The organism is Corallibacter vietnamensis (assembly GCF_039537875.1).
Taxonomy (GTDB): domain Bacteria; phylum Bacteroidota; class Bacteroidia; order Flavobacteriales; family Flavobacteriaceae; genus Corallibacter; species Corallibacter vietnamensis.
Genome location: NZ_BAABBI010000001.1, coordinates 1,371,223 through 1,394,292, shown reverse-complemented (window position 1 = coordinate 1,394,292; position 23,070 = coordinate 1,371,223). Strand labels below are relative to the sequence as shown.

The following is a 23,070-nucleotide window of genomic DNA, read 5'->3' as shown; positions in this document are numbered from 1 at the left end:
AAAAAGCATAATCAGCATTTAAATTACAAATTAAAACTAAAAAATAAAAATTAATATCATTAAAGAAGTTATTCAACTGTATTTTGTTATTTATATTTGCAAAATGAAACACTTAAGCCTACTCGTTTACCTTTTGCCTTTTGTACTATTTAGTCAAACATGGCAACCTACTTCAATCACTCCTAACACAAACGGACAACGTTTTGACGATGTTTTCTTTATAAACGACAATATTGGTTGGGCTGCGAATGGTTATTATGCAGCAGTTTTTAAAACTACTGATGGCGGCAACACTTGGACAGAACAAGTTAGCTCTAGTGATTTAGGTGGCAGCTACTACTTTAGAAATATTGAATTCATTAATGAAAATATTGGTTTTTTAGGGACTTTAAATGGTAAATTTTTCTCAACAAATGATGGTGGAACAACTTGGACTGAAGTCTCCAATATCTCTCCAAACCCTCAAGCTATTTGTGGTTTGAATGCTGTAGGTAGTTCAACAATTTATGGTTGTGGAGCCTATTTTACTCCTGCTTACATTATAAAATCCACTGATAGCGGATTATCCTGGGATTACATTGACATGTCTGCTTATGCCGATGCGCTTGTTGAAATAAAATTTATTACTGAAAACATAGGATTTGCTGCTGGCAATAACAACTCTGGCGCTACTATTCTAAAAACTATTGATGGCGGACAAACCTGGACAGAAATATACAACTCTAATATAGCTGGTGAGTATGTATGGAAGTTTCAAGTACTTGATAGCAATACCGATGTTTTATTTGGCGCTATAGAGTCTGTAGCCCCAAACCCTGGCAAACTAATAAAAACAACAAATGGCGGCATTAGTTGGTCAAGTAATAACGCTCCAGAAACATCAATACAAGCTGTTGGATTTATTAATGAAAATACTGGCTGGATGGGCGGTCACACAACTGGACTTCATCAAACCAATGATGGTGGACAAACCTGGACAAACTTAAACACAGGCTCTAACTTAAATAGAATTTTTGTTATAAACTCTAGTTTAGCTTATGCCGCAGGCACATCAATTTACAAATTCACTGATGAAACTTTAAGTATTAAAAGCTCGGTAAACAGTCCTTCAAAATCACTAAATATTCAATTGAAAAACAATCCTGTAAAAGATAATTTAGCATTTAGTATTTACTATCCTACTAGTGACAATATTCTTATTGAACTTTATGATAGTAAAGGACGCTTTGTAAAAAAACTTTGCAGAGAACGCATCCTAAAAAATGATATAACAAAAGCATATTCTTTTCCTGTATACGAGTTAAATTCTGGTGTTTACTTTGTTAATTTTCATAATAATTTTCAACGTAAATCGTTAAAATTTGTAAAGCAATAATCTTGTTTTATTAAATTCTACTATATTTAAAATCAAATAAAAATTTATGAAGAAAATATCTTACCTATTAACACTGACAATAATTTGCATTTTATTTTTTACCACAAATAGTTTTGCTCAAGATTTCAAAAAACTTGATGTTAGCCCTATGGATGCAGCAGCATACCCTAGCAGTCATAACGAATTTTACAAACTTGTAAAAGTAACTTACAGCAGACCTCAACTTCGAGGTAGAACCATAGAATCTCTAACTCCTAATGGAAAAGTTTGGAGAACAGGTGCCAATGAGGCTTCAGAAATCACTTTCTTTTCTCATGTCTTATTTGGCGACAAAAAAGTTAAGGCTGGAACCTATTCTTTATTTACCATTCCTGGAGAAAAAGAGTGGACAATCATTTTAAACTATGATACAGATATGTGGGGCGCTTATTCATACGATGAAGCCAATGATGTTGCTAGAGTAAAAGTTCCTGTTACCGAAGGAAAAGAATCTCTAGAGGCTTTCTCTATCGCTTTTGATGAAAACGCTACAATGTATTTAGCTTGGGACACTTTACGCATTGCCGTTCCTATAAAAAAACAATAGTTAATCAACTGTTCTAAACACAAAAAAAAGCCTTGAGAAATCAAGGCTTTTTTTATGGTATATTTAAATATTTATGTGTTTGTAACGACACTTTCCATTTAGGATTTTTCATTACATAATCAACAATTTCAGGAACAACTTTATCACGTTTGCTCCACTCAGGTTGTAAGTATAAAATACAATCTTTATTTACTTTTGCTGCTTGCTCTTCAGCAAAACGAAAATCGTCTTTATTATAAACAATCACCTTTAACTCATTAGCATTATCATACACTTCTTGAGTTGGCAATTTCAATTTTTTAGGAGACAAACAAATCCAATCCCAAGTACCTGTTAGCTTATAAGCTCCTGAAGTTTCTATATGAACCTTAAGTCCTTTATCTTTTAATTGCTTTGTTAGCAATGTCATATCCCAAGTTAATGGCTCTCCACCTGTAATAACTATAGTGTCACTATATTTAGCGGCATTATCAACAATCTTTGATATTTCTGTTGGCGGATGAATATCTGCATTCCAACTTTCTTTTACATCGCACCAATGACAACCTACATCACAACCGCCAACTCTTATAAAATAAGCAGCAGTTCCTTTATGATAGCCTTCTCCTTGAATGGTGTAAAACTCTTCCATCAAAGGCAGCATCTCACCTTTATCAACTAATGATTGAATATCTTTCTTCATAGCCTGCAAAGATAAACAATAGTTAAGTGATTATTAAACGTTTTGGACTTGTATTTTTTATATGTATTTTCGCACATAACAGCAATAACACATCACTTTTTATTCTCCCTACTATGAAAAAGTTAATAGCCTTATTGATGTTGCTTGTCGTTTATAATAATTATAGTCAAGTTGGAATTGGAACTACCAACCCTGATGATGGTTCGTCTTTACAAATTGATAGCACTACTGGAGCTTTTATTCCCCCAAGAATGACAAACAACCAAATGCTAAACATACCAACTCCACTTGAAGGAGCTATGGTTTACAACACAACAACAAAATCTCATTGTGTTTTTCAGAACAATCGTTGGACTAGCTTAAAAAACAACACTTTAATAATTAACAAAAGCTACAACAACGGAAACACTGCTTTAAGCACACCAGACAACACCTATGTTAATTTTCCCATAGGGATTAACGACGTCATTGTAACAAATACAAACATATTTAATGTCACAGGCAACGGAGCAATAACTATAAATCAAACTGGAAATTATCTTTTTAGTGCATCATTATCAACCAGTAATATGCCTAGTGGAAATAAAAAGTATATTTTAGCTCTTACAATAAACAATCAGCTTGTAGGTTACCTAAGCAGAGGATTTTCTAGCCTGCCTAATCAAGATTATTGGGGTACAAGCGGCAATATTATGTATCCTGTAAATGCTGGTGACAATATAAAGCTAGAATACGTTTTAAATAATGCTAACACACCATTGAGCGCAAAGTTCATTAACATAGGCATTACACAACTCAATTAAAGTTTTTTGTTGAAAAAGGACATTTTTTTCTTCTTTTTATTTGCAGTATTTTTACTAAAATTATCAACCCATGAATAAAGAAGCGTCCTTTTTTAAACATATTACTGAAGGCAACACCAATAAAGGCGAGTACATCACACTAGGTGCTGCTATGCTTGGTGGCAAAACAGTAAAAGAGGCTTTTGTAAACGTCCCTCTAAAAACCATGAATCGTCATGGCTTGATAGCTGGAGCAACAGGAACAGGAAAAACCAAAACACTACAAGTATTAGCTGAAAATTTAAGCGAAAAAGGAGTTCCTGTGTTATTAATGGACATAAAAGGTGATTTAAGCGGTTTAGCACAACCTAGTCCTGGTCATGTAAAAATTGATGAGCGCCACGAACAAATAGGCCTCCCTTTTAATCCAAAGTCTTTTCCTGTTGAAGTTATGTCTTTATCAGAACAAGATGGTGTAAGATTAAGAGCAACAATAAGTGAATTTGGACCTGTTTTAATATCTAGAATATTAGATGTTACAGAAACACAAGCCGGTATTATTGCTGTTATTTTTAAATATTGTGATGATAATAAGCTTCCGCTTTTAGACTTAAAAGATTTCAAGAAAATTCTTCAATATGCTACAGACGAAGGCAAAGCGGAGTTCCAAGAAGCCTATGGACGTATATCAACAGCTTCAACAGGTGCTATATTGCGTAAAATTATAGAACTAGAGCAACAAGGCGGCGACCTATTTTTTGGAGAAAAATCATTTGACACAGAAGATTTACTTCGTGTAGACGAAAATGGAAAAGGGTACATCAACATCATAAGACTAACAGACATTCAGGATAAACCTAAACTATTCTCCACGTTCATGTTGAGCTTACTAGCAGAAATCTATTCTACTTTTCCAGAACAAGGTGACACTGGGCGACCAGAATTAATTATGTTTATTGATGAAGCTCACTTAATTTTTAACGAAGCTTCAAAAGCGCTTTTAAATCAAATAGAGAGCATTGTTAAACTCATCAGAAGTAAAGGTGTTGGCTTGTATTTTGTTACTCAAAATCCTACCGATGTTCCTGAAGCCGTTTTAAGTCAACTAGGCCTGAAAGTTCAACATGCCTTACGAGCTTTTACTGCAAAAGACCGAAAAGCCATAAAACTAACGGCTCAAAACTATCCTGATACTGAATATTATGATACTGCTGATGTTTTAACATCTTTAGGAACTGGAGAAGCATTAGTATCTGCGCTTAATGAAAAAGGAAGACCAACTCCTTTAGCTGCTACTATGATGCGAGCTCCTATGAGTCGTATGGATATTTTAACGGACACCGAATTACGTAATTTATTAGCAAACTCTAAACTTGTAAAAAAATACAATGAAACAATAGACAGAGAAAGTGCTTATGAATTGCTTAATAAAAAAATTGAGTTGGCCAATGCTGAAGAAGCCAGAGAAAAAGCTCGAGAAGAAAAAGAAGCTATAAAAAAAGCTGCTTCAAGAAAATCATCAAGAAAAAGCACCAGACAAAATCCAATTGTTAAAGTATTGACAAGTCCTACTGTTATTAGAAGCGTTTTAGGTATACTTACAAAAATGTTAAAATAACAAAACCATTAATTTTTTAGATTACACACTTATGAATAAAACCCTATTAAGTCTTTTTATAATAGCAATAGCAGCAGTAAGTTGCAAAAAAGAACAAGACCCTTTTCAAATAAGCAAACAACATATAGGCTTACTTACCGATTCAACTCAAGTAAAAGACCTTAAAACCATATACAGTAACGACTCTATTGTACGCCAAACAAATCAAGGCGCTTTTATGAGAGCCAACTACGATATAGAAATATATGACAAAGCAGGTAACGAGCTACTTGTATTGAGTCCTAAAAGAATGCTAGATTCTCTTTCTACTATAGAAACGGTAAAAATATTAGACTCAAGATTTAAAACTGAAAAAGGTATTTCAACAGCTAGTACTTTTGCTGACATTAAAAACAACTATAAAATATCAAGCATACAAAACACTCTAAAAAATGTGGTAGTTTTTGTAAACGAAATCAATGCGTTCTTTACCATTGATAAAGAAGAGCTTCCTGCTGAATTACGATTTGACATCAATGCTAAAATAGAAGCTATTCAAATCCCTGACAAAGCGAAAATAAAATACTTTATGATAGGCTGGTAAACGCATGAACCCTTTTTTTTCTAAAATACTTGTTGATATAGCGCGCAAAAAACTAAAAGCTGCGGCTCCAAATGCTCCTATATCAAAAAAACAACTTGTTCCGCTTGTAAGAAACTTACAAATTGAAGCAACTCATGCTATAAAAGAATACTTCTTAATTTTTATTGGAGTTATTTCTGCTGGTTTTGGACTAAAAGGATTTTTATTACCTAACAGATTTATTGATGGTGGAGCTACTGGTATTTCATTACTATTAGAAAACATTACCTCTATTCAATTAAGCTTTCTTTTAATTTTAGTCAACCTTCCTTTTTTAATATTAGGAGCTAAAACATTTAGTGTGAAATTTGCTCTAAAAAGCATCGTCGCTATAGCCTTTTTAGGCTTTGTTGTACATTATGTAGACTATCCAACCATTACAAATGATAAATTATTAATTGCTGTATTTGGTGGTTTCTTTTTAGGGTTAGGAATAGGCATGTCTATGAGAGGTGGAAGTGTTATTGATGGCACTGAAGTTCTAGCCATTTATTTAAGCCGAAAATTTTCACTTACTGTTGGTGATGTACTTCTCCTTATAAATATTATCATTTTTTCTTTTGGCGCTTATATACTATCAATAGAAACAGCACTTTATGCTATACTAACCTATTTAGCCGCTGCTAAAACTGTAGATTTTGTAGTTGATGGCGTTGAAGAATATGTAGGCGTAACTATTATATCAAAAGAACACGAAGCTTTACGAGTTATGATTACTGAAAAACTACGTAGAGCTTGTACTATATATGCCGGAAAAGGCGGATACGGCGAACACAAATCAGCCTATGACAAAGATATTATTTACACCATTGTTACCCGTTTAGAACTAGCAAAACTCCATACAGAAATTGACAAAATAGACAACAAAGCATTCATTGTCATGGGGCTTGTTAAAGACCTTAAAGGAGGCATGATAAAACGCAAACCATTAGAGAAAAAATGAAAAAATTTAAAATTCAAGATAATCCATTTATCGTTCCTACAACAGACGGAAAAACCATTAAAGAGCATTTTGGGTTAGCCAGCGATGGCAATTCTGAAATAAGTATTGCTCACATGATAGCGCCTCCTGGTTGGAGCGAACCTTTTCAAACTCCAGAATTTGACGAGTATACATTTATAATAAAAGGCAAAAAACAGTTTATTATAGAAAATGAAACCATTGTTCTTGAAGCTGGTCAATCTATAAAAATAAACAAAAACACACGTGTTCAATACTCAAACCCGTTTACAGAGCCTTGTGTTTACCTGGCAATTTGCCTGCCTGCTTTTTCAATAGATTCTGTAAACAGAGAATAATAACCATGATTACACATAAACTTATTGGATTTAGTATTAACACATTAAGTTTGGTTTCCCCAAAACTATCAGCTCGTATTGCTTTATTTTTATTTACAAAACCTATGCGAGGCAAAGTATCTGAAAAACAAGCCGATTTTTTAGACACAGCCTTTAAAGACGAATTAACATATAACAACTCATCTATAATGACATATAGATGGCTAGGAAACAAACCTACCATCTTACTTGTTCATGGCTGGGAAAGCAACTCGGCCCGATGGAAAGACTTAATACTAAATTTAAAAAAAGTCGGACATAATATTGTTGCGCTAGATGCTCCTGCCCATGGGTATTCCGGTGGAGATAGATTTAACGCCTTGCTCTATTCAGAATTTATAAACGTGGTTGCCAAACGTTATAATCCTGAAATCATAATTGGCCATTCGGTAGGCGGTATGGCTTCAGTTTTTTACCAACATAAATATCAAAATAGCAGCATAAAAAAGTTAATCCTATTAGGAGCGCCATCAGAATTTAAAGATGTCTTAAAGCGATACACAAACATGCTAGGCTATAACAAACGAACTATTAACTCAATAAACTCAACAATAGTAAAACGTTTTGGAGCTAGCCCTGAAAAATTCTCTACAGCATCATCTATAAAAAAAATCACACAACAAGGCCTTATTATACATGATGAAGATGATAAAATCATTCCTTACAATGATGCTCTTCTTATAAAAAGATATTTCAAAAACAGCACATTAATCACAACCAAAGGTTTAGGTCACTCTTTAAAAGGCGACGTTGTAGCAAATCATATTTATAGCTTTTTAGCCAGCTAAAGTTATTATCTTTGCAACATGGAAGAGACATTAAAACGTATTAATAAATACTTAAGTGAAGTTGGTTATTGCTCACGTCGTGAAGCAGACAAACTTATAGATGCTGGACGCGTTACTATAAACGGTGAAGTTCCTGAAATGGGAACTAAAATCGCTAAAACCGATATTGTTTGCGTAGATGGGAAAGAAGTAATTAATACAAAAAAATCTTTCACGTATTTAGCATTCAATAAGCCTGTTGGCATTGTATGCACAACAGATACACGCGTTGAAAAAGACAACATTATAGACTATATTGGGTATCACAAGCGCATTTTCCCAATCGGTAGACTTGACAAACCGAGTGAAGGACTCATACTTCTAACTGATGATGGTGATATTGTAAATAAAATTTTGCGTGCCAGCAACAATCACGAAAAAGAATATATAGTAAGTGTAGACAAACCTATATCACAAACATTTATTGAGCGAATGTCAAACGGCATTCCTATTCTAGATACGGTTACAAAAAAATGTCGTGTTACAAAATTAAGCACTTATGAGTTTAAAATTGTTTTAACTCAAGGATTAAACCGCCAAATACGCAGAATGTGTGAGTATTTAAATTACGAAGTACAAACGCTAAAACGTGTTCGTATAATGAACATAAACCTTGATGTTCCTATAGGCAAATACCGAGAGCTAACAAAAACCGAAATGGAAGAATTAAACAACCTTCTTGAGGACTCTACCAAAAACTACGTACCAAAATCTAAACACTCTAAAAAGTAAAAAATACCTTACATTAGGTATTTTATTGAGTTTCGTTATTATTTAAGTTTGGTGTATTAAATAACTAATCTTAAATAGTCATGAAAAACTTATTACTTTTTATTCTACTGGCAAGTTACTCTGTAGTTTCTATGTGTCAAGAAATTGAAAAAACTTTTGTACCATATTATCAAACTGAAGATGGCACACAAGAGTTTGAACGAGTAAGCTCAAAAATTGAAGCTAAAGCCATTGGGTTTGGTTATGGTGGCGTTAACCAATATCTAACTGTTTTTAATAGTAAAAACTCTCCTATAAGATTTAAATCGGGAAGTCTTCCTAAATTCTTAATGAAATTAGACCCAGGAATTGATCCGTTAGATTTAGTAATTATATCTAAAGCTGATGTTGTTAAAAAAAGAAAAACATACCGAAGATTTGTACAACAAGGTCATAATATGGGTGGTGCAAAAGATTTGAGCGAACATTTAACCATTCCAGAATTAAAGCCTATTGAAGGACAAGAAAACCTTTACGAGATGGTTTTTAAAAAGCCACTAGTTCCTGGTGAATACGCTTTTCAACCTATTTACAAAGGACAACAAGCCGCTAATATTTTAGCAACAAACAACAATGTAAGGATATACTGTTTTGGTATAGACTAATAAATAACAAAAAAGCCCTTAATTAAAATTAAGGGCTTTTTTTGTTTACATTAATATTTTATTACATATGACGTTCTCTTGCCAACAATGTGTTTTTAAGCAACATTGCTATAGTCATTGGCCCAACACCTCCAGGAACTGGTGTAATAAAACTTGCTTTTTTACTAACATTTTCAAAATCAACATCACCTGTAATTCTATAGCCCTTTTCGGTACTATCATCTGGAACTCTAGTGATACCTACATCAATAATAACAGCATCATCTTTAACCATTTCAGCTTTTAAGAAATTAGGCACACCAAGTGCCGATATAATAATATCTGCTTGAGAAGTTATTTGAGTTATGTTTTTTGTGTGACTGTGCGTTAATGTTACAGTTGAGTTACCAGGAAAACCTTTACGCCCCATTAAAATACTCATTGGCCTACCAACTATATGACTACGACCTATTACCACAGTATGCTTTCCTTTTGTATCAACTCCATATCTATCTAAAAGCTCTAGAATACCAAATGGGGTTGCTGGAATAAAAGTACTCATATCTAAAGCCATTCTACCAAAATTCATAGGATGAAAACCATCAACATCTTTATCTGGGTTTACTGCTAGTAATACTTTTTGAGTATCTATTTGTTTGGGCAATGGCAACTGAATAATAAACCCATCTATTTCAGGATTTTCATTTAATTCTTCAATTTTATCTAACAATTCAATTTCACTTGTGGTGTTTGACATTCTAACCATTGTAGACTCAAACCCAACACGCTCACAAGCTCTAACTTTACTAGCAACATAGGTTAGACTAGCGCCATCATTACCAACAATAACTGCTGCTAAATGCGGTACTTTTTCACCTTTGTCTTTCATTTTTTTTACTTCTTCAGCAATTTCATCTTTAATGTCATTACTGATTTTTTTTCCGTCTAAAATAGTCATGTTGTTGTTAGTTATGTTGAATCATTATTTGAAATAAAAAAACATGAGTTACCTCATGTTTTTCATAGCTTGCATCATACGTTTTCCGCCGCCGCCTTGCATCATTTTCATCATCTTACTCATTTGATCAAATTGCTTAAGCAGTTGATTCACTTCCTGAACAGAAGTTCCTGAACCTTTTCCTATACGTTTTTTTCTACTGGCGTTTATAATAGCTGGGTTAGCACGCTCTTTTGGAGTCATAGAATGAATAATTGCTTCAATACCTTTGAAAGCATCATCATCTATATCAATACCTTTCATCATTTTTCCTGCTCCAGGAATCATTCCGATAAGGTCTTTCATGTTACCCATTTTCTTGATTTGCTGAATTTGCTTTAAGAAATCATCAAAGCCAAATTGGTTTTTTGCAATTTTCTTTTGAAGTTTTCTAGCTTCCTCTTCGTCATACTGCTCTTGAGCTCTTTCAACTAAAGATACAACGTCTCCCATTCCTAGAATACGATCTGCCATACGAGAAGGATAGAACACATCAATCGCTTCCATTTTCTCACCTGTACCAATAAATTTAATTGGTTTATTTACTACAGACTTAATTGAAATTGCTGCTCCACCACGAGTATCACCATCTAACTTGGTAAGAATGACACCATCAAAATTTAAAACATCATTAAAGGCTTTTGCTGTGTTAACAGCGTCTTGACCTGTCATAGAATCTACAACAAATAATGTTTCTTGTGGCTGAATGGCTTTGTGAATGTTTGATATTTCGGTCATCATCGCTTCATCTACAGCTAAACGACCAGCAGTATCTATAATAACCACATTATGCCCATTAGCTTTTGCGTGAGCAATACCAGCTTGCGCAATAGCCACAGGATCTTGGTTACCTTTATCACTATATACCTCAACGTTTATTTGTTCACCAACTACATGCAACTGATCTACCGCTGCAGGACGATACACGTCACAGGCTACCAATAAAGGTTTTTTGGTTTTTTTGTTTTTTAAATAATTGGCTAGTTTACCAGAGAAAGTTGTTTTACCAGAACCCTGTAAACCTGACATTAATATAACGCTTGGTGTTCCTGAAAGGTTAATACCTTCGGCATCTCCACCCATAAGTTCGGTTAATTCGTCTTTAACGATTTTAACCATTAACTGTCCTGGTTGTAACGTTGTTAATACGTCTTGACCTAATGCTTTTTCCTTTACTCTATTTGTAAATTCTTTAGCAATTTTAAAATTAACATCGGCATCTAAAAGTGCTCTTCGTACTTCTTTAAGGGTTTCAGCAACGTTAACTTCAGTTATACTACCATGACCTTTTAATACGTGTAGCGCTTTATCTAACTTATCACTTAAATTATTAAACATAAGATTCTTTGAATTTTAAGAAATGCAAATTTAATGATTTGTCACCTATTTATAAAGTTTCATGTAATAAAATACATATTAAAAAAGAGCTACCGTAAAAATGGTAGCTCTTTTTATTAATTAAACTAGAAATCGGCTATTATAAGCAGGTATTGCAATCGGCTTCTAATTGGTATAAATCACCAACTTCATTAGAGCTCAATGTACGCTTATAAACTCTTAAGTCATCAAGATGTCCTGTAAAACCTTGACCTAAAATGTAATTATATAACGGCTCTGAATCTACATCAAAATTGTAGTTTTCTTCGGTATTACGTAATTGACCATCTCTATAAAGACGAATTGTATTATTTGAATCTCTTGTAACTACTAGATGATGCCAATCTGTATTCTCCCATTGTACATCAACTTCTTGATTCCAATCATTATCCCATAATCCATAACCATTTGTGGTATCACTCACCAACGGCGTGTTACCATCATAAACAGCTAGTTGAAAACCTTCTGAATTTACTTCGCCTTTTTGAAATAATATTTCTAGATTACCTAAATTATCATTTTGCATTTTGAACCAAAGACTTACAGAAAAGTTATCACCTTGTATTATTTGGTTAGAAACTGACACAGGTATTGATACTGATTGACTCCCATTGAATGCTGTTGCACAAGACGCATTTCCTGCTCTATCTTCTACATAACTACCTGTACCTTGTATTGTTTGAGCAGAATCGTTCATTAGATCTACTGTTTCATTAGAAAAAGGAACGTATACCACTAAATCGTTAGTTAAAAAGCCCGGATTATCACATGACTGACATGTACGCTCCATAACCATGGTTATATTATTCCCACTTATCATTTGAAGCCTTCCTGGTTCACATTCTTGAATTAACCAATAGTCATTTACAGCTTGAATATTTGGTCCTGACACATTATATAATTCCAAAATAGTTCCGTTTGCCACAACAGATGTAGACCAATTTGCATTGATAGTTAAGCCTGCTCCTGTTATGACAAGATCTGTATTTGATGAGAATTCAAAATCATATGATATTAAATGATCATCGTTATTAAATCTTACTACATTCCAAACACATTCTTGTAAATACGTATCAATATCAGACTCCGAACAATTTGGCACACATTCTTGAACCTGTAACTGAACGTCAAAAACTTGAAAGTCTCCACCCAAGCTCTCAACACGTAAATAAACTGTTGTAGAAACAGACTGGTAAGTCTCTGTATTTGCTATTGGATTTGTTTGATTTTCTGCATCAGTAATGCTTACGTAAAATGATGCGGCAAACTCAACATCACAATCAACCAAATCAACAGTTCCTGCATTTAAGTTAAATACGGCATCTTGGACAGGTGTAGTTATATCTAATTCACAAGCTTCTATTTCATAGTTTTCAAAACAGTTAAATGGGCTTGGCTGCATACTACAGTCTTGCTCTAAAACCATTTCAACGACACTTGAATTAGACGCTTGAGATAGTACTAAACGATCATTTTCGCAAGCTTGTACAATCCAATTTCCTTCTAAAGCATTAAAATCACTTAACTCACTTATTTCGACTATGACACGTCCATCTACTTCTGAAACATCCCAATTACCACTTACTGTTAATGCTCCTGTACCATAAATAATTTGCAAATTATTATTTTCATCAAAATAGAAATCAAATCCCAAATAATCACCATTAGCTGTGTACTCTGCAATAGTCCAATGACACTCCTTTAAAGAAACATGTATCTCTTCTTCTTCACATTCAATATAATTACAATCTTCATCTGCTGCATTAATAGCTTCTTGTAGTTCCTGATTACTTAATACCTCTATTGTGTTGCCGTTAGCATAAACCAAACTTATAGGGAAATTTATACTAGCTAAAACCGCTCCTTGATTTCCTGTTTCTAAACCTTCTAAAAACACATACATCTCAAGGTCGCTTTCTATTTGTACCGTATCTATAATTTGAAAGTTTGTATTGTAAATAGAAAATACAATTGGATAAACAAAATCTACACACTCAATTATATTTGGTTCTTCAACACAGGCATCAACAAAAGTCTCTAAAGCTTCAGCGTCTTCAATAACAACTTCTGTATGATTACTTAACGTGATTGTTATTGGAAAAAGAAATTCTAAAACATCTTCATCATTATTAAACGCATCAAAAATTTCTTGAATTAAGTCTAAATCATCTAGGGTTTCTATAGTAATTGTTGTGTCATTTGCAGTAACAGTTACTGGTAAATTAACACCTATACAACTTGCGTTATCTAAAATATTATCTCTTGACCCATCATAAGTCACGGTAGAGCGCATTAAACTTGCTAATGACGAGTTTGAATCTACAACTTCATCTGTTGAAGGATTATTAATACGAACTTCTTCATCTTGACAAGACACCATAAATAGTGCAAAAAATGCCATAATGAATGAGTATTTAAAAAGTGGTTTCATAGTTGGTAATTTTAATTAAACATGATTTATTAATGAAACAGCTAAAAGATAAAAACTCCTACCTTGGTATTCATTTTTTTTTACATTTACATTCCTAAAATGCTAAAATGCCAAAAAATTTAGACAATAATATTTGTAATGAGACTTTGTTTTCTAAAGCCTTTAAAACGCATGCAAAGAACTTACATGACTTTTTGTTTTATAAATATGGTTCGCAATTAAATCCGCAAGACAAAGTACAGGAAGCTTTTATTAAACTATGGCAAAACTGTGCAAAAGTACCACCTCAAAAAGCTAAAAGTTTTTTGTTTACAGTTGCAAACAACTTAATGCTTAATGAAGTTGCTCATCAAAAAATTGTTTGGAAACACCAACAGGAAAAACCCAAAACACACACCAATGAATCTCCTGAATTTTTATTGCAGGAAAAAGAATATTTAAACACGTTAGAAATTGCTATATCTCACTTAACCGAAGCTCAACGTGTTGCTTTTTTATTAAATAGAGTTGAAGGAAAAACATTTAAAGAGATTGCTTCTATTTTAGATATATCAACAAAAGCTGTAGAAAAACGTATTTATGGAGCTCTCAAAAAATTACGGGAAGAGATTGATGAATTATAATTTTTTAAAAAAAATTAAAAACAAGGTAGGAAATATTAAACCTTAACTGTTATATACATGTTAGATATATTATGGAAAGAGACGAATTATTAAAAAAATGGCTCAATCACGAGCTTTCTCCAGAAGAACTTCAGGCTTTTAAACAGCGTGAAGACTACACGAGTCTTGTACGTTTATCTAACTCTTTAAAACAGTTTAAAGCTCCTGAATTTAATACAAATCAAGCTTTAGAAACAGCTCTAAAAAACAGAAATACTCACAAACAAAAAAACCAATGGCTAAAGCCTTTATTACGTATAGCGGCATTACTTGCCATTTGTTTTTGCGCATATTTTTATACAACAACATTAGATAAAACATACAATACATACCTTGCTGAAAAACAAGAAATACTATTACCAGACAATTCTGAAACCACACTAAATGCCTATTCTTCTGTAAAGTACAACAAGCATTCTTGGAGTGACAACAGAGATGTTTTTCTAGAAGGAGAAGCCTTTTTTAAAGTTACTAAAGGTTCACAATTTGACGTTATCACAAGCGCTGGAACCATAACCGTACTTGGAACTCAATTTAATGTTAAAGCACGTGAAAACTATTTTGAAGTTACTTGCTACGAAGGTTCTGTTAGTGTGACTCATAAATTGAAACAAACAAAATTACAAGCGGGTGATCGCTTTTTAATACTTGATGGGAATTACATTGCTACTGAAAAAGAAACTGCTCAAATTCCTGAATGGCTTAATAACGAAAGTGCTTTTAAAAGCATGCCTTTAAAAAACGTTATTCGAGAATTTGAGCGTCAATATCAAGTAAAAATAATAACCAATGAGATAGATGTGAATGCTCTTTTTACAGGTAATTTTACTCATACCGATTTAGAAATTGCCTTAAAATCTATCACGCAACCAATGCATTTATCTTATAGTAAAACCAATGATACAATTACGCTAAAACGTGAGTAAAGCAAAGGCGTTTTTTCTTTTTACGTATCTATTTTTGTTGCATAGTTTTTGCGGATTTTCTCAAAACACTCAACAAGAACAGAAACCGCTTGTTTCTATTTTAAAAACTCTAGAGTCTCGCTACAACATAAGTTTTTCTTATGCTGACAATACTATAAAAAACATATTCTCTCTAGCACCTAATCAAGAACTATCTCTTGAAGAATCATTAGCAGTTTTAGAAAAAAACACCTCATTAAATTTTGACATTTTAAATGATAGATTTATTGTAATTAAAAACACATTACAACAACCAGACAATGAATCGCTACAACAGCTTGACGAAGTTTTTATCACAAATTATTTAACCTCTGGATTATCCATTGCAAAACAAGGCGATGTATTAATAAACCCTGAAAAATTCGGAATACTTCCCGGTTTAATTGAACCTGACGTACTACAAACCATACAAGCGCTTCCTGGAGTTTTAAGTGTAGATGAAACCGTATCTAACATAAACATAAGAGGCGGCACTCACGATCAAAATCTAATACTTTGGGAAGGAATAAAGATGTATCAATCCGGACATTTCTTTGGATTAATCTCTGCCTTCAACCCTTATTTAACTGAAAATATTCAAGTTTCAAAAAATGGTAGTAGCGCTAAATATGGTGACGGAATTTCAAGCGTTATAGATATGCAACTATCTGATAGTGTCAAAAACGAAACCAACTATGGTTTTGGAGTTAATTTAATAAACGCTGACGGTTTTATAAAAACACCTATTTCAAAAAAATCTGAAATTCAAATATCTGCCAGACGTTCTCTTACAGACATTGCTAGCACACCAACTTATAATCAATATTTTAAACGTGTTTTTCAGGACTCCGATTTATCTAATAGCAACAGTATTGCTAGTGACGAAACATTTTACTTTTATGATATTTCAGCCAAATTTTTATACGACATATCTAGTAAAGACAAGATTAGAGTTTATGGGTTAACTACAGAGAATTCTCTAAACTACAAAGAACACGCTATAATAAACGAAACAACATCAGCCTCTAACAGCTTTTTAAAACAGGAAAATATCGCAGGAGGCATTCATTATAGCAGAGCCTGGAACAACAAAATCACAACATCTATTCAAGGCTACATTTCACACTATAACCTAAACGCTAATAATGTTGATTTAATTAACAAACAGCAACTAAAACAAGAGAACGAAGTATTTGAAAACACCATAAAACTGCATACAGATTACCGTATCTCAAAAAGTCTAAAACTGGAATCTGGCTATCAATTTTTTGAAGTAGGTATTAGTAATTTAGAAGACGTGAATAACCCAACATTTAGTAGTTATATAAAAGAAGTTATTAGAACGCATTCAGGATATATTGAAGGACAATTTTCATCAAAAAACGAGCAAACACTTTTAAAAATTGGCGCACGCGCTAACTACATTCCAAAATTTAACACGTTACTTATTGAACCAAGAATACGTTTTAATCAAACATTTTTAAAGAATTTTAAAGTAGAACTTTTAGGGGAATTAAAAAGTCAAACAACCTCTCAAATTATTGATTTACAAAAGGATTTTCTAGGTATAGAAAAGCGCCGTTGGGTTTTGTCTAACAATAGCACCATTCCTATCATAAAAAGTAAGCAAGCTTCACTTGGTATTCATTTTAATCAAAATGAGCTTTTAATAAGTACCGAAGCATTTATAAAACAGGTTGACGGCATTACTACCCGAAGTCAAGGGTTTCAAAATCAGTTTCAATTTATAAACGCCATAGGCAACTACAAAACCTATGGTATTGACTTTTTAATAAACAAGCACTTCAACAATTTAAGCACTTGGTTAAGTTATAGCTATAGCAAAAACGATTATACTTTTGAAACTCTTAATAACAAGAAGAGTTTCCCTAATAATGCTGACATCAGGCATCAATTAACTTTTGCTGGATCTTATAGCATAAGTAATTTAAAACTGGCTTTAGGAGTAAACTGGCATTCCGGAAAACCTTATACATCTCCTAGTGAATCACAAAATACTCAAGAGCCTATAATTCAATACCTATCACCCAATGGCAATAATCTAAATGATTATTTACGTACCGATATTTCTGCAACTTACACTTGCACTATTTTTAAAAACAAGAAAGCAATTTTAGGCGCATCCATTTGGAACTTGTTAGATAAAAAAAATATCATAAACACATATTACACAAATAATACCTCTGGCGGTTTAAATAAAATAGAGAACACTTCTTTAGGTATAACACCAAATGTAAGTTTAAGAATACATTTTTAAAAAAGCATCGTTAAAAGCATATGATAATCAGATTTTTATCGATTTTTTTTGCATCTAACAAATTAAAATTACTATTTTTCACTCAGCTATAATCAGATCTTATGAAAAAAATACTATTTCCAATTGTTTTATTACTATTAACTATATCCTGCTCTAAAGACGATGAAGGCGGTATAATAACAATTCCAACTTGTAATACACCTGAAAATATTCAAGTTAGTGATGTCACCTCTGACAGTGCAATTATTTCATGGGAAGCCACAAACACATCTGCTAATTACACAATAGAATATGGTGTTTCTGGTTTTTCTCAAGGCAATGGTACAAGCATAACAAACTCAAATACCACAATAACACTTGAAAACCTAGCATCTAACACAAGCTACGATGTTTATATTCAATCTGTTTGTAGCTCAACTAACGTTAGTGTTTTTTCTGATGTTACAAGCTTCACAACAATCGCTCCTTTGGTTGCCACAGATTTTTTACCAAATCTATCTGATTTCAATTTATTTGCTGGAGATTTAGAAAACCTAACACCTAGTGTTTATGCTTTTGAATACGAACTAAACACACCGTTATTTACAGATTACGCGCACAAACAGCGTCTTATTGTATTACCTCCAGGTACTTCAATGACCTACGTAAATGATGGTTTACCTGATTTTCCTGATAACACTTTAATATCAAAAACATTTTACTACAACAATGATGAGCGAGACACATCATTAGGAAAAAAGATCATTGAAACTCGCATTTTAATAAAGAAAAATGGCTCTTGGGAGTTTGGTAATTACATTTGGAATGACAGTCAAACCGAAGCTACTTTAGACAGCTCTGGAGATGGAGGCACCAGCACTTTCAGTTACATTGACAATTCTGGCAGCACTCAAAATTTAGATTACAAAATTCCTACTAGCACACAGTGCTTACAATGCCATAATAGTAATGATGTTGCTACTCCAATTGGTCCAAAATTGCGAACTATGAATATGAGTAATCAACTTCAAAATATGATAGATCAAAACCTATTAACTAATCTATCAAACCCTTCAACTGTTTCTGTATTGCCAAACTGGGAAGACACAAGCTATACTTTAGAAGAACGAGCTAGAGCTTATTTTGATATAAACTGCGCACATTGCCATTCACCTGGAGGCGATTGCTACCCAGAGTCTAATTTAGATTTAAGGTACGAAACCAGCATAAGAAATAGTCATATCACAGAACATGGTCCTTCTATAAAAACCAGAACACAATCGTTAATTCAAGATTATTCAATGCCATTGATAGGAACAACTATTTTACATCCTGAAGGCTACACACTAATCGAAGATTATATTGACACCTTATAACTCTTAAAAACTCACATCACAAAGGCTTTAGTTGAACTAAAGCCTTTTTTTATTACTAATCATTTATAACTAAGATGTTGTTAAAAAGTATTTTACAATTAAACCTTTAGTAATACCTGAAGTCCTAATAGCAAATAATCTTAAATAAACAGATATGAAAAAATTAGTAATTATCGCTTTAGCTTTTGTAAGTGTACAAGCTATGGCTCAAGACAGAAAACACAAAAAAGGAGATAGACAAGATAAGATGGCACAATATACTCCTGAACAAATTGCAGAACTACAAACTAAACAAATGACTTTAGAATTAGATTTAAGTGATGCTCAACAAAAAGATGTTCAGAAAATAAATTTAGAAAACGCCCAACTACGCAAACAAGCCATGGATAAAAGACGCGAAATGAAAGAAAATAATGCAGAAAGACCGTCTAAAGAAGCTATGCTAAAGTATAAAAACGATAAGCTTGATCAGCAAATAGCTACAAAACGAAAAATGAAAGATATTCTAAACGAAGAACAATATAGCAAATGGGAAAAAAGTTTAGAAAAGCGAAGCATGTACAAAAGAAAAGGTCAAAGAAAAATGGCCAGAAAAGAATTGAATTAGTTTAGTTTTTGTTAATTAAAAAGGGCTTTTGAAATAATTTCAAAAGCCCTTTTGTTTTTTTTAAAGATTTACAGCAACTTTTTCCACTGCTTTTATTGTTTCATCCAAGTCTTCATAAGTCAAAGCATCAGAAATAAACCATGTTTCAAAGGCACTAGGTGCTATATAAACACCTTGCTCTAACATGCCATGAAAAAACTTTTTAAAAGTATCATTATTGCCTTTTGTAGCCGAATCAAAATCCTGAACACTATTATCAGAAAAATGCACAGAAATCATTGAGCCTATTCTATTTATCGTATGTACAATATGATGCTTTACCAAAACATCCTCTATTCCCTTATGTAAATAAGCCGTTTTCTCTTCTAGCCTTTTATAAATAGCTTCATCAGTACTTAACTCTAAAAGCATAGCCAATCCAGCAGCCATTGCCAGAGGATTTCCACTTAAAGTACCTGCTTGATAAACGGCTCCTAAAGGTGCTAGGTGATTCATTATTTCGTTACGAGAAGCAAAAGCTCCTACCGGCAATCCGCCACCAACAACTTTACCAAAACAAACAATATCTGCTTTAATATTAAACAACTCTTGAGCTCCTCCTTTTGCTAGCCTAAAACCAGTCATTACTTCATCAAAAACTAAAAGTGCGTTATGTTCATCACATAGTGCTCTTAATCCTTCTAAAAAGCCTTCTTTAGGAGGAATACACCCCATATTTCCTGCTACTGGCTCTAAAATCACACAGGCAATCTCATTTTTGTTTGCTTCAAAAAGTGCTTTTACATTTTCCAAATCATTGTATGCTGCTAAAAGTGTATCTTTTGCAGTACCTGATGTTACTCCAGGACTATTTGGACTACCAAATGTAACAGCTCCACTACCCGCTTGAATTAAAAAAGCATCACTATGCCCATGATAACATCCAGAAAATTTAATTATTTTATCTTTTGAAGTATATCCTCTAGCTAATCGCACAGCACTCATACAAGCTTCTGTACCTGAATTAACAAACCTTATCTTATCTATATTAGGAACCATAGAAACAGCTAATTCAGCTATTTTAGTCTCTATTTCTGTAGGCATTCCAAAGGAAGTTCCAAGCTTTGTTTTTTCAATAACCGCATTTACCACAGGCTCAAATGCATGGCCAAGAATCATTGGGCCCCAAGAATTTATATAATCTATATATCTACGGTTATCTTCATCATAAACATAGGCTCCTTTTGCACTTTTAGCAAAGATAGGAGTTCCTCCTACTGCTTTAAAAGCACGAACTGGAGAGTTTACTCCACCTGGAATAACCTTTTCTGCCTTTACAAATAAAGCACTACTTCTTTTATACAGCATGTATTATTTTGTTTTTACAATTAGCACCTGACCGATGCTTAAATTATTATTTTTTAACCCATTAAGTCTTTTTAAAACATCAACAGTTGTATTGTACCTTTTTGAAATGGAGTATAACGTATCTCCTTTTACTACTTGATGTGATATATTGTTTGATATTGTTACTTGCGGAGTATTTCCAGAAGCAATATCATCATATTTGTATAATTGGTAACGTTCTATAAGACTTATTAACTTGTCTGGATATTTCTTATCGGTTGCATAACCTGCTGCTCGTAACTCTCTTGCCCAGCCTTTGTAGTCGTTAATTTTTAAATCAAATAATTTATAATAACGTTTTCTTTCTTTTAAAAACAGCGAATGGTCTCTGAATGAATATTTTGGGTCTTTATACTTTCTAAAACACTCTTGAGCTTTATCATCATCGTGATAAATCCTTGCTCCTGTCCATTCATGACATTTTATTCCAAAATGATTATTAGCCTCTACCGACAATCTCCCTTTTCCTGAACCTGATTCTAAAATCCCTTGAGCCAAAGTAATACTTGCTGGAATTTTATAGAGCCGCATTTCTTCTTGAGCTATAGCTGCATAATTTGCTATATACTGTTCTGTACTATTGGCGTAAGTTTTTACAGGTACTGTTGGTGTTGTTGGTTCAGATGGTGTTTCGGGCACATGTGTTTTAGGAGGCACTGTTCTAGTAACACGCTCTGTTCTTGGCTTGCTTGTTTTTTTTGTGGTAACACGCTTACGGGAACCGCAACTCATTATTGTAAAAACAAACAAACATGTAATCAATAATCTATATATCATTTTTATAATTGTATTAATGGCATTCCTTTACGTTTAAGCCTAGCATTCATACCTTCTATTCCTTGCAATCCACCTGTATGAATTGCCAAAATTTTTGAGTCTTTTGGGAAATATTCTTTTTTAATTAAATCAAAAATGCCAAACATCATTTTACCTGTATAAACAGGATCTAGCTGTATATTATTTTCAACTTTAAATTGATTAATAAAACTTATTAATTCGATATTTATTTTAGCATACCCACCAAAATGATAATCCGAAATTAGCTCCCAATTTGATTTATTTGCAAATTTACTAATATCTTTTCGTAAAAAATCACCTTTTAAAGCAGGAAAACCAATTATTTTTTGATGAGATAAGCTAGAATTAATCAAACCTGAAATGGTTCCTCCTGTTCCTACAGGGCAACAAATAAAATCAAAGCTATCATCATTATCGGTTAGAATCTCCTCACAGCCCTTAACTGCTAAATTGTTTGTTCCTCCTTCCGGGATTAAATAAAAATCTCCAAACTTTTCCTTTAGTTTTCTTACAAATGACTCGGTATTTTTTTCTCTGTAAACACTCCTAGAAACAAATTCAAATTGCATGCCTTGACTTTTTGCGAATAGCAATGTGGCATTTGAAGCATACGAGTCTTTAAGTTCTTCACCCCTAACAACTCCTATCGTTTTTAAACCAAACAAACCACCTATTGCTGAAACTGCAGCAAGATGGTTAGAAAAAGCTCCTCCAAATGTTAAAAGAATCTCTTTTTTTTCTTTTTGCGCTTGTTGTATGTTGTATTTTAATTTTCGGTATTTGTTACCTGAAACATATTCATGAATAACATCCTCTCGTTTCAAAGACAACGAAACATTTTTCAAACTTGACGATATCACATCTTCGTTTAAAACATTATTTAGACTAAATACTGATGCCATTCTTTATAATTATAGAAGCACAAAAATACAATTAAAAAAACTCATTTATAACACTCAGAATAGCAAGCCCTTAATCAAAATCTGTTTTTATCCAACACACTAAAATTCAGTAAAACAAACTTATTCATCTATAAAACAATGTGTTTCA

At 33.0% G+C, this 23,070-nt stretch carries 22 protein-coding genes; 15 read left to right on the top strand and 7 right to left on the bottom strand.

The window, feature by feature from the left end:
• The first annotated feature begins 103 nt into the window (after positions 1-103).
• Both ABD690_RS06365 and ABD690_RS06360 read left to right on the top strand, forming a co-directional pair.
• Positions 104-1,375, top strand: coding sequence for a YCF48-related protein (locus tag ABD690_RS06365; RefSeq protein WP_344728460.1), 1,272 nt, complete (start codon positions 104-106; stop codon positions 1,373-1,375).
• A 46-nt stretch (positions 1,376-1,421) separates the two neighbouring features.
• On the top strand, positions 1,422-1,961 hold the full coding sequence (locus ABD690_RS06360; protein ID WP_344728458.1) for a DUF2911 domain-containing protein: 540 nt from the start codon (positions 1,422-1,424) through the stop codon (positions 1,959-1,961).
• 52 nt (positions 1,962-2,013) lie between these two features.
• Here ABD690_RS06360 and ABD690_RS06355 read toward each other — a convergent pair whose 3' ends face one another.
• Positions 2,014-2,643 carry a 7-carboxy-7-deazaguanine synthase QueE gene (locus ABD690_RS06355; RefSeq protein ID WP_344728456.1) on the bottom strand — a complete coding sequence of 210 codons (630 nt, stop codon included), beginning with the start codon at positions 2,641-2,643 and terminating at the stop codon, positions 2,014-2,016.
• 113 nt (positions 2,644-2,756) lie between these two features.
• Between ABD690_RS06355 and ABD690_RS06350 the strand changes: the two genes are divergently transcribed.
• The 8 genes from ABD690_RS06350 (at position 2,757) to ABD690_RS06315 (ending at position 9,206) form a co-directional block, all read left to right on the top strand.
• On the top strand, positions 2,757-3,446 hold the full coding sequence (locus ABD690_RS06350) for a hypothetical protein (RefSeq protein ID WP_344728454.1): 690 nt from the start codon (positions 2,757-2,759) through the stop codon (positions 3,444-3,446).
• A gap of 70 nt (positions 3,447-3,516) precedes the next feature.
• Positions 3,517-5,043, top strand: a complete 1,527-nt coding sequence (locus ABD690_RS06345) for a helicase HerA-like domain-containing protein (protein ID WP_344728452.1) — start codon at positions 3,517-3,519, stop codon at positions 5,041-5,043.
• A 31-nt stretch (positions 5,044-5,074) separates the two neighbouring features.
• Positions 5,075-5,626, top strand: coding sequence for a hypothetical protein (locus tag ABD690_RS06340; protein ID WP_344728450.1), 552 nt, complete (start codon positions 5,075-5,077; stop codon positions 5,624-5,626).
• 4 nt (positions 5,627-5,630) lie between these two features.
• Positions 5,631-6,608 (top strand): YitT family protein, encoded by a 978-nt coding sequence (locus tag ABD690_RS06335; RefSeq protein ID WP_344728448.1) that lies wholly within the window; start codon positions 5,631-5,633, stop codon positions 6,606-6,608.
• A complete protein-coding gene (locus tag ABD690_RS06330; protein ID WP_344728446.1) occupies positions 6,605-6,964 on the top strand; it encodes a cupin domain-containing protein in 360 nt (119 codons plus the stop codon). The genes ABD690_RS06335 and ABD690_RS06330 overlap by 4 nt, the downstream gene beginning before the upstream one ends.
• Before the next feature lie 5 nt (positions 6,965-6,969).
• A complete protein-coding gene (locus tag ABD690_RS06325) occupies positions 6,970-7,791 on the top strand; it encodes an alpha/beta fold hydrolase (RefSeq protein WP_344728444.1) in 822 nt (273 codons plus the stop codon).
• An 18-nt stretch (positions 7,792-7,809) separates the two neighbouring features.
• Positions 7,810-8,562: a 23S rRNA pseudouridine(2604) synthase RluF gene (gene rluF, locus ABD690_RS06320; protein WP_344728442.1), complete on the top strand. Its 753-nt coding sequence runs from the start codon at positions 7,810-7,812 to the stop codon at positions 8,560-8,562.
• Between the two features lie 80 nt (positions 8,563-8,642).
• Positions 8,643-9,206 carry a hypothetical protein gene (locus tag ABD690_RS06315; RefSeq protein WP_344728440.1) on the top strand — a complete coding sequence of 188 codons (564 nt, stop codon included), beginning with the start codon at positions 8,643-8,645 and terminating at the stop codon, positions 9,204-9,206.
• Between the two features lie 61 nt (positions 9,207-9,267).
• Here ABD690_RS06315 and ABD690_RS06310 read toward each other — a convergent pair whose 3' ends face one another.
• The 3 genes from ABD690_RS06310 to ABD690_RS06300 all read right to left on the bottom strand — a co-directional run bounded on the left by ABD690_RS06310 (position 9,268) and on the right by ABD690_RS06300 (position 13,990).
• The gene (locus ABD690_RS06310; RefSeq protein ID WP_344728438.1) at positions 9,268-10,143 is read right to left on the bottom strand and encodes a bifunctional 5,10-methylenetetrahydrofolate dehydrogenase/5,10-methenyltetrahydrofolate cyclohydrolase; all 876 of its coding nucleotides are present in this window, start codon (positions 10,141-10,143) and stop codon (positions 9,268-9,270) included.
• Between the two features lie 48 nt (positions 10,144-10,191).
• On the bottom strand, positions 10,192-11,520 hold the full coding sequence (gene ffh, locus ABD690_RS06305; protein WP_344728436.1) for a signal recognition particle protein: 1,329 nt from the start codon (positions 11,518-11,520) through the stop codon (positions 10,192-10,194).
• Positions 11,521-11,659: 139 nt separating this feature from the next.
• Positions 11,660-13,990 carry a LamG domain-containing protein gene (locus ABD690_RS06300; RefSeq protein ID WP_344728434.1) on the bottom strand — a complete coding sequence of 777 codons (2,331 nt, stop codon included), beginning with the start codon at positions 13,988-13,990 and terminating at the stop codon, positions 11,660-11,662.
• Between the two features lie 107 nt (positions 13,991-14,097).
• Between ABD690_RS06300 and ABD690_RS06295 the strand changes: the two genes are divergently transcribed.
• From ABD690_RS06295 to ABD690_RS06275, 5 genes are all read left to right on the top strand, one after another.
• Positions 14,098-14,613 (top strand): RNA polymerase sigma factor, encoded by a 516-nt coding sequence (locus ABD690_RS06295; RefSeq protein ID WP_344728432.1) that lies wholly within the window; start codon positions 14,098-14,100, stop codon positions 14,611-14,613.
• Between the two features lie 71 nt (positions 14,614-14,684).
• A complete protein-coding gene (locus tag ABD690_RS06290; protein ID WP_344728430.1) occupies positions 14,685-15,578 on the top strand; it encodes a FecR family protein in 894 nt (297 codons plus the stop codon).
• The gene (locus ABD690_RS06285; RefSeq protein ID WP_344728428.1) at positions 15,571-17,874 is read left to right on the top strand and encodes a TonB-dependent receptor plug domain-containing protein; all 2,304 of its coding nucleotides are present in this window, start codon (positions 15,571-15,573) and stop codon (positions 17,872-17,874) included. The genes ABD690_RS06290 and ABD690_RS06285 overlap by 8 nt, the downstream gene beginning before the upstream one ends.
• A 101-nt stretch (positions 17,875-17,975) precedes the next feature.
• A complete protein-coding gene (locus tag ABD690_RS06280) occupies positions 17,976-19,229 on the top strand; it encodes a fibronectin type III domain-containing protein (RefSeq protein WP_344728426.1) in 1,254 nt (417 codons plus the stop codon).
• A gap of 154 nt (positions 19,230-19,383) precedes the next feature.
• The gene (locus ABD690_RS06275) at positions 19,384-19,836 is read left to right on the top strand and encodes a hypothetical protein (RefSeq protein ID WP_344728424.1); all 453 of its coding nucleotides are present in this window, start codon (positions 19,384-19,386) and stop codon (positions 19,834-19,836) included.
• Between the two features lie 60 nt (positions 19,837-19,896).
• Here ABD690_RS06275 and hemL read toward each other — a convergent pair whose 3' ends face one another.
• Genes hemL through ABD690_RS06260 form a run of 3 tightly spaced genes read right to left on the bottom strand, consistent with a single transcriptional unit; the run spans position 19,897 to position 22,922 of the window.
• Positions 19,897-21,183: a glutamate-1-semialdehyde 2,1-aminomutase gene (gene hemL / locus ABD690_RS06270; RefSeq protein WP_344728422.1), complete on the bottom strand. Its 1,287-nt coding sequence runs from the start codon at positions 21,181-21,183 to the stop codon at positions 19,897-19,899.
• A gap of 3 nt (positions 21,184-21,186) precedes the next feature.
• The gene (locus ABD690_RS06265) at positions 21,187-21,954 is read right to left on the bottom strand and encodes a glucosaminidase domain-containing protein (protein WP_344728420.1); all 768 of its coding nucleotides are present in this window, start codon (positions 21,952-21,954) and stop codon (positions 21,187-21,189) included.
• A gap of 47 nt (positions 21,955-22,001) precedes the next feature.
• A complete protein-coding gene (locus ABD690_RS06260) occupies positions 22,002-22,922 on the bottom strand; it encodes a 1-aminocyclopropane-1-carboxylate deaminase/D-cysteine desulfhydrase (RefSeq protein ID WP_344728418.1) in 921 nt (306 codons plus the stop codon).
• Positions 22,923-23,070: the final 148 nt, after the last annotated feature.